General features: G+C 72.5%; 1 protein-coding gene. It reads left to right on the forward strand.

The annotated features are described in order from the left end of the window. A partial coding sequence (locus OO69_RS47805; protein ID WP_158713541.1) for a type I polyketide synthase occupies positions 1 to 7880 on the forward strand: 7880 nt, incomplete at both ends.

Consider the following 7880-nt stretch of genomic DNA (forward strand, 5'->3'; position numbering starts at 1 on the left):
AACCACCACACCCCCACCCAGTTCCTCACCAACCTCGCCACCGCCCACACCCACGGCCACCCCGTAACCTGGCCCACCACCAACCCCGACACCGACACCCCCACGGACACCGAGCCGGGCACGAATCCGCTGCCCGACCTCCCCACGTACCCCTTCCAACACCAGCGCTACTGGCTCAACGCCCCCGCCCGCACCGGCGACCTGACCACCGCCGGGCTCGCCGGCACGCACCACCCGCTGCTCGGCGCCACCATCCAGCTCGCCGACGGCCAGGGCACTCTGTACACCGGCCAGCTCCCCCCGCGCACCCATTCCTGGCTCACCGAGCACACCCTCGCCGACACCAGCGTGCTGCCGGCCACCGCGTTCCTCGACCTCGCGCTCCACGCGTCGGCGCAGCTCGGCCTGGACCACGTCGAGGAGCTCACCCTCGAATCCCCGCTGGCGCTGCACCCGGACACGCCGATCCAGCTCCAGCTGGTCGTCAAGGAGCCGGACGACGCCGGACGACGGCCGATGACCATCCACTCCCGCGCGGCCGACAGTGACGACGAACTGCCCTGGACCCGCCATGCGACCGGCATCCTCACGCCCACGGCGGGCCGGCCCACCGTGGCCGCGCTACCCAGCGGTTCGTGGCCGCCGATGGGCGCGGTACGGATCGGGAGCGACGACCTCTACGACCGGCTGGCGGACATCGGGATCGGCTACGGCCCCCTCTTCCAGGGCCTGCAAGCCGCCTGGCGCGACGGCGACACCCTCTACGCCGACATCACGCTCCCCGAGGACACCGACACCACCGGCTACGGAATCCACCCCGCGCTGCTCGACGCGGCCCTGCATCCGCTGGCCCTGAGCGCGCTCAACGCCCAGGACGACGACGCCCAAACCGGCGCCAGGCAGAGGCAGTTCAGGATGCCGTTCGCGTGGAGCGGGGTGACGCTGCACGCCACCGGTGCGACCGCGCTCCGCGTCGCGCTGGTCCCGACCGCGCCGGACACCGTGGCACTGACGGTCGCGGACCCGTCCGGTGGGCTGGTGGCGACGGTCGAGGCACTGGCCGTACGGTCCGTGGCCGCCGATCAGCTGTCGCTGGGCCGCTCTGCGGACCGGGAGACGTTCTACACATGGGAGTGGCCGGCACTGGCGCCGGCCACGGACGGGAGCCTCGGCGGCGAGCTCGCCGTACTGGGCGACGACACCCTGGACCTGGCCAACTCCGCTTCCGGTGCGACGGCTTGCGCCGATCTCGCCGCACTCGGCCAGGCGAGTACCCTCCCGGCGTACGTCCTCGCGCCTGTCATCTCCGGGGCCGAGGATGTGGTGTCGGGCGCCGAGGCCCTCCAGGAGCATGTACGGACCCTGGTCCGGGACTGGCTCGCCGACGAGCGGTTCGCCGAGTCGAAGCTGGTCCTGGTCACCCGTGGGGCGATCGCCACCAGTGCGGACGACCCGATCACCGACCTCGCAGCATCCGCCGTGTGGGGCCTGGTCCGCTCCGCACAGACGGCGAACCCCGGCAGGTTCGTGCTCGCCGACCTGGACGAAGCCGAACCGCCGACTGCCATGCTTTCGGCTGCGCTGGCCACGGGCGAGCCCCAACTGGCCCTACGCGACGGCTTGGTGAGCACTCCTCGGCTGACCCGCACGACCGCGACAGACGCGGCACCGCTCACCCTCGACCCCGAAGGCACCGTCCTGATCACCGGCGGCACCAGTGTCATCGGCAGCCTGGCCGCCCGCCATCTGGTGGCCGAACACGGCGCCCGCCACCTGCTGTTGACCAGTCGCCGCGGCCCCGACGCCGAAGGCGCCCTCGAACTGGAAGCCGAACTCACCTCCCACGGCGCCACCGTCACCATCACCGCCTGCGACACCGCCGACCCCGACGCCCTCACCGACCTCACCGCCGGCATCCCCACCGAACACCCCCTCACCGCCGTCATCCATACCGCGGAAGGCCCCTCGGTCGGCTCGGCCTGGAATCTGCACCGCCTGACCCGCGACCTCGCCGTGCCACCGGCCGCCTTCGTCCTGTTCTCCTCCCTCGCAGGAGCCCTGGGCGTTCCGGATGCCCCGGAACAGGCCGCCGCCGACGCCTTCTTCGACGCCCTGGCCACCCACCGACACGCCAGTGGCCTCCCAGCGACAACGATCGCCTGGGGCCCCTGGGCAGCGGCTGCCGAGGCCACCGCGTACCCCGAAGGTGTCCTGCCGCTGCCCGCCGATCAGACGCTGGCGCTGTTCGACGCCATGCTCGCCGGCCGCGCGTCGGGCGCCCACTCGGCCCTGGTCGCGGCGGAGTTCGACACCGGCGCGCTCCGTCATCAGAGCGGTGCGGGCACATTGCCCGCGCCCCTGCGGGGCCTTGTCCCTACCCGCGCCCGCCGGGTGGACGCCAAGTCCGCCGCGCAGGGCGGTTCCGGCTGGGCACGACGGCTCGCCGGACTGTCGAAGGCCGAACAGCTCGACGTGGTGATGGACATGGTGCGGACGAACGTGGCCACGGTGCTCGGCCACGCGACGCCGGCCACCGTCGAGGGCAGCCGGGCGTTCAAGGAGGTGGGGTTCGACTCCATCACCGCCGTCGAGCTGCGCAACCGGCTGGCGGCGGCCACGGATCTGCGGCTGCCCGCGACGTTGATCTTCGACTACCCGACGCCCACCGCGCTGGTCGGCCATCTGCGCACCGAACTGCTCGGTCTGCGTCGCGCCGAGGCCGGCAGCCTCGCGCCCACGACGGGCACCGCGACCACCGACGATCCGATCGTGATCGTCGGCATGGGCTGCCGTTATCCCGGCGGCGTGCGGTCCCCCCAGGATCTGTGGAACCTGGTCGCCAACGGGGTGGACGCCGTGTCCGGCTTCCCGGCGGACCGGGGCTGGGACACCGAAGGGCTGTACGACCCGGACCCGGACCGGTTCGGCAAGACGTACGCCCGCGAGGGCGGATTCCTCGACGACGCGGGGGACTTCGACCCGGCCTTCTTCGGGATCAGCCCGCGGGAGGCCATGGCGATCGACCCGCAGCAGCGGCTGCTGCTGGAGACCGCCTGGGAGGCCCTGGAGCGCGGCGGCATCGACCCCACCACACTGCACGGCAGCAGGACCGGGGTGTTCGCGGGCGTCATCTTCAACGACTACGGCACGTATCTGACCGGGTCGCCGGAGGAGTACGAGGGTTATCTGCTGACCGGGACCATGGCGAGCGTCGCCTCCGGGCGCATCTCGTACACGCTGGGGCTCGAGGGCCCCGCGGTCACGGTGGAGACCGCGTGCTCGTCGTCGCTGGTCGCGCTCCACCTGGCCAGCCAGGCGTTGCGGCAGGGCGAGTGCGATCTGGCCCTCGCGGGCGGCGTCACGGTGATCGCGACACCCTCGGTGTTCGTGGAGTTCAGCCGGCAGCGCGGGCTGTCCGCCGACGGCCGCTGCAAGTCCTTCGCCGGGGACGCGGACGGTACGGGGTGGGCCGAGGGCGCGGGGCTGCTGGTCCTGGAGCGCCTGTCGGACGCACGGCGCAACGGCCACCCGGTCGTCGCGGTGGTCCGTGGCTCCGCCATCAACCAGGACGGTGCCAGCAACGGCCTCACCGCCCCCAACGGCCCCGCCCAGCAGCGCGTCATCCGGCAGGCGCTCGCCAACGCCCGGCTGACCCCGGACCAGGTCGACGCCGTCGAGGCACACGGCACGGGCACCCGGCTCGGCGACCCGATCGAGGCCCAGGCGCTGTTGGCCACCTACGGCCAGGAACGGCCCTACGATCAGCCGCTGTTGCTCGGTTCGCTGAAGTCCAACATCGGGCACAGCCAGGCGGCTTCGGGCGTCGGCGGCGTGATCAAGATGGTCATGGCGATGCGGCACGGGGTGCTGCCCAAGACGCTGCACGTGAACGAGCCCTCTCCGCAGATCGACTGGGAGAGCGGCGCGGTCTCACTGCTCACCGAGGCAGTGCCGTGGCCCGCCACCGATCATCCGCGCCGGGCGGCTGTCTCCTCCTTCGGAGTCAGCGGCACCAACGCCCACGTGGTGCTGGAGGCCCCCGACGCCGCCGAGACGAGTGCGCCGGCTGCGGAGCCGTCGGGGCTGCCGGTGCTGCTGTCGGCGAAGACCGCGCCCGCGCTGCGCGGGCAGGCCGACCGGCTGCGGACCTACCTGCTGGAGCGCCCAGACGTCGAACTGGCCCCGGTACGACACGCGTTGGCGACCAGCCGGACCCGGTTCGACCACCGGGCGGTACTGCTGGCAGCCGACCGTGACGGGCTGCTGGCCGACCTGGAGGCGCTCGCGCAGGGCGTGGCCGCCGCCGAGGTCGTGCAGGGCAGCCGCCGGTCCGGCAAGACCGCCTTCCTCTTCACCGGTCAGGGCGCCCAACGCGCCCGGATGGGGTCGGAGTTGTACGCCGCTGAGCCGGTCTTCGCGATCGCGCTGGACGACGCGTGCGCGGCGCTGGACCCGCACCTGCAACGACCGCTGAAGGACGTGATGTTCGACGCGGACCCGAGCGACCTCAACTCCACCGCTTACACGCAGCCCGCACTCTTCGCCCTGGAGACCGCGTTGTTCCGGCTGCTCGAACACCGTGGCATCCAGCCGGACTTCCTGGCCGGACACTCCATCGGCGAGCTGGCCGCAGCCCACCTGGCCGGCGTCTGGTCCATGGAAGACGCGGCCACCCTCGTCGCCGCCCGGGGCCGGCTCATGCAGGCCCTGCCGGCCGGCGGCGCGATAGTCGCCCTCCAGGCCACCGAGGACGAGGTGCGGCCGCTGCTCACCGAACTGGTGGACATCGCCGCGCTCAACTCCCCTGCCTCCACGGTGATTTCCGGTGCCGCCGACCAGGTCCGGACGGTCGCCGAACTGCTCTCCGCCCGGGGCCGTAAAACCAAGGCGCTGGCCGTCAGCCACGCCTTCCACTCGCCGTTGATGGACCCGATGCTGGCCGAGTTCACCGCCCTCGCCGCCGGGATCACCCACCACCAGCCGGCCATCCCCATCGTCTCCACCCTGACCGGCGACCTCCTCACCGGCGACGACCTTGCCGACCCCGGCTACTGGGCCCGGCACGTGCGCCACGCGGTGCGCTTCGTCGACGCCCTGAATACCCTCGACCGGCAAGGCGCCACCATTTACGTCGAGTTGGGGCCGGACGCCGTCCTCACCACCGCCACCGCGGACACCCTCCCGCACGCCGAGCCCGTTCCCACGCTGCACCGCAAGCACCCCGAGCCCGACACCTTCAACCGGGCCCTGGCCCGGCTGCACATCAGCACCGACGCGAAGATCTGGGCGCCGACCGACGCCGCCCCGGGGGGACGCCCGCTCGACCTGCCCACGTACGCCTTCCAGCATCAGTACTACTGGCCCCGCCTGGTCCGTACCGGCGGAGACGTCAGGACCGCCGGCCTCGATCGGGCGAGCCACCCGCTGCTCGGGGCCACGGTCGAGATCGCCGACAACGACACCGTGCTGCTCACCGGCCGCCTGTCGCTGCGCACCCATCCCTGGCTGGCGGACCATGCGGTCATGGGCAGCGTGCTGCTGCCGGGGGCCGGATTCGTGGAGCTGGCCCTGCACGCGGGTGACCGGCTCGGCTTCGGCCGGGTGGACGACCTCACCCTGGAGGCGCCGCTGGTGATCTCGGAAACCGGGGCCGTCCAGCTCCAGGTGGCCGTGAGCGCGCCGGACACCACCGGGCACCGCCCCATCACCTTCCACTCGCGTCCGGTCGAGGCGGCGGACGACGATGCGTGGGCCGAGGCGAGCGGCTGGGTCCGCCACGCGACAGGCAGTGTGCGAGCCGAGCTGCCGACGGACGCGCAACCGGTCGACGCGGCACTCAGCAGCGCCAGTTGGCCGCCGGCCGGGGCCACCGCCGTCGACCTGACCGAGCTGTACGCGTCGACCGCCGCGGCGGGCTTCCAGTACGGGCCGACGTTCCAGGGGCTGACGGCAGCCTGGTTGCAGGGTGACGACGTCTTCGCCGAGGTCCGGCTGCCGGCTCACGAGGCACTGGACGTGAGCGGTTTCGGCATCCACCCCGCGCTGCTGGACGCGGCCCTGCACACCGTCGGCATCAAGACGTTCGCCGGCGGCGGCAACGAAAGCCCCGGACTGCCCTTCGCCTGGAACGGGGTGACCCTGCACGCCACCGCGGCCACCGCGCTCCGCGTCCACCTGGCCCCGGCGGGAGCGGACTCGGTGGCGCTCACCGTCGCGGACACCACGGGTGCGACGGTGGCGACCGTCGAGCGACTGACGTTGCGTCAGATATCGACCGACCGGCTGGCCACCGCGGGCAACAGCGCCGCCTCGGACGACGGTCTGCTGCTGCTCCACTGGAACGAACTGCTTTCGGCGGCCTCTGACGTCACCGCGCCGAGCGTGGTCGTCGTCGACGCGAACCCGGCCGAGGCGCTGGTGGCCATCGGTGGAGAGACCGTCCCCGACTTCGTCGTCGTCCCCGTCGCGCCACCTGAGGGCAGCTCGCTCGCCGACGACACGGCGGAGCGAACTCACCGCGCGCTGAATGACGTTCTGCTCCTCGTACAGAGCTGGCTGGCGGACGACCGCTTTGCCGCCTCCCGGTTGGTACTCCGCACCGAAGGCGCGGTCGCGGCCCGGACGGCCGAGCAGGTCGACGACCTTGCCGCAGCGGCGGTGTGGGGACTGGTCCGGTCGGCGCAGACGGAGAACCCCAGCAGATTCGTACTCGCCGACCTGGACGGCACACCGGCCTCGACCGCGGCCCTCCCGTTCGCGCTGGCCACCGGCGAAGCCCAACTCGCCCTGCGTGACGGCATCGTGAGCACGCCCCACCTGACCCGACGGCCTGCCACCGACGACGCTGCCCCGCCGGTCCTCAACCCCGACGGCACCGTGCTGATCACCGGCGGCACCGGCGTGCTCGGCACCCTCTTCGCCCGGCACCTGGTGGCGGAGTACGGGATGCGCCACCTCCTCCTCATCAGCCGCCGGGGCCCGGCGGCCGAGGGCGCCCTCGAACTGGAAGCCGAACTCACCGCGCACGGCGTCACCGTCACCATCACCGCCTGCGACACCGCCGACCCCGACGCCCTCGCCAACCTCCTGGCGGGCGTCCCGGCCGAACACCCCCTCACCGCCGTCATCCACACCGCCGGCGTCCTGGACGACGGCACCCTCACCACCCTCACCCCCGAACGCCTCGACACCGTCCTGCGCCCCAAGGTCGACAGCGGCATGACCAGCCGGCTCGACACAGCCGACCTCGCCCGTATCAACCGCGGCGGTATCGCCCCGCTCAGCCCCGAGGAGGGCCTGCGCCTCTTCGACAAGGCACTCACCAACAGCACGGCCCCGGTCCTCTTCCCGGCCAAGCTCAACAGTGCGGCCCTGCGCACCCAGGCCGGCTCCGGCACCCTCCCGCCGCTGCTGCGCGGACTGGTGCGCACGCCCACCCGCCGTACCGCCGCGGTAGCCGACGCCGCTGCCGCCGGATCCCTCGCCCAGCGCCTCGCGGGGCTCCAAGCGGTCGAGCAGGAGCGGCTGTTGCTCGATCTGGTCCGTGGCCATGTGGCCGCCGTGCTCGGGCACGCCTCGCCCGAGTCGGTCGAACCGGACCACTCGTTCAACGAGGTCGGCTTCGACTCTCTCACCGCCGTCGACTTCCGCAACAGGCTGAACGCCGCCACCGCACTCCATCTGCCGGCCACCCTGATCTTCGACTATCCGACGCCCGCCGTCCTCGCCGGCTTCCTCAGGACGAACCTCGCCGGTACGGACGCGGATCGTGCGATTCCGCAGGTCGCAGCTGTGTCCGTGGCCGGTGACGAGCCGTTGGCGATCGTCGGGATGAGCTGCCGCTACCCCGGCGATGTCACCTCACCCGAGGAACTCTGGCA

It is taken from the genome of Streptomyces sp. NRRL F-525, from assembly GCF_000716605.1.
GTDB lineage: Bacteria > Actinomycetota > Actinomycetes > Streptomycetales > Streptomycetaceae > Streptomyces.